Origin of the sequence: Klebsiella sp. HMSC25G12 (genome assembly GCF_001807705.1) — a bacterium.
Lineage (GTDB): Bacteria > Pseudomonadota > Gammaproteobacteria > Enterobacterales > Enterobacteriaceae > Klebsiella > Klebsiella variicola.
In genome coordinates this window covers 1-1,082 of record NZ_KV789930.1, presented here as the reverse complement: position 1 = coordinate 1,082, position 1,082 = coordinate 1, and the positions used below count along the sequence as shown (strand labels likewise).

Sequence of the window (1,082 nt, the reverse complement as noted above, 5' to 3'; positions counted from 1 at the left end):
CAGCAAAAGTTCGATTTATTCAACAAAGCCTGTCGTCATTAAAAAAATGCCTACTCAAAACATCGCTAAATAAACTCTGTTTTTTTAGATATATAGACCCGCCGATATACCCTATGTAATTACCACTCTTATCATAAATAGGATGTGACAACAAAACAATCAAATTCCCAGCAACTGATTTGTAAGGTTGCGATATAAATGCCTTTTTGCCCTCAATAGCCAATTTACTGACACTTGAGTTCAAGTGAACACCAACTAAATCAAGTGATTCTGGAGAAGTTGCCAGAACAACAGCGCCATTACTAACAACAATAACTGAATTAAACATGCCGGACTGCAATCTTAGCCTATCAGCCTCATTTTTAAGATATTCAACATCAGTCGTTGATTCAATTTTCTTAGCGCCATATGCTAGTTCGCCCTGAGCCATTTCAATATAACTGCTCATTACATCCGACATTTTCATAGCGTACGATGAATTAGCATCAAGCAAATCTTTTTCTATATTTTCGTGTTGATAAAACATAACGACAACTATCATAAAAATAGAAGTCAAAAAAATACCACCAACGGACAAGGTTATGACTATCGGACGAAGGTGAGGCTTTTTAATTCTCATAAAAATACACTCCATATAATTAAAAAATGCCGCATTTACCATAGCAGCCCTTAGCTACACCGCTCCGGACGTGTTCAGCACGACTGCATAGCATGCAGTCGTGTGAATGGCACTGGTTTTCGACGCAACTTAGCTGAAAGCCCTGTTTTAACCGGTTTGTCACAGCGTCGGTCCATTGTACGTCTGCTACCACTGCGATCGTTTCAGCTTTAGCGCTTTATGATGCTGCGCTGCTCGCTCAAACTCTGCATCTGCGTTCTGAAGGCCGTGACGCGCTCGCTCAGCGCCGCGTCCTACCGTTGCATAAGACCAGACATCGTACGCTATTCCGCGAAGGCGTACTCCTACTCGTCCTGATCTTGACCCGCCGTTTCTGGACAGCTTTTGTATCTTAAATTAACGATGTGCACTGCTACAGTTGTTCCCTTTGAGAGTGATATCCCAGCGCGCTGTGCGGGTGGTT

Annotated in this window: 1 protein-coding gene and 1 pseudogene; both read right to left on the bottom strand. The window is 42.3% G+C overall.

Annotated features, from left to right (window positions below):
- Nucleotides 1-19: 19 nt before the first annotated feature.
- On the bottom strand, nucleotides 20-619 hold the full coding sequence (locus tag HMPREF3096_RS28130; protein ID WP_227406424.1) for a PDC sensor domain-containing protein: 600 nt from the start codon (nucleotides 617-619) through the stop codon (nucleotides 20-22).
- Nucleotides 620-805: 186 nt separating this feature from the next.
- A pseudogene (locus tag HMPREF3096_RS31700) lies at nucleotides 806-979 on the bottom strand (nuclease); the annotation flags it as partial.
- Nucleotides 980-1,082: the final 103 nt, after the last annotated feature.

Coding starts and splice junctions, on each gene's coding strand:
- HMPREF3096_RS28130 (WP_227406424.1), bottom strand. CDS start 619: ATGAGAATTAAAAAGCCTCACCTTCGTCCGATAGTCATAACCTTGTCC.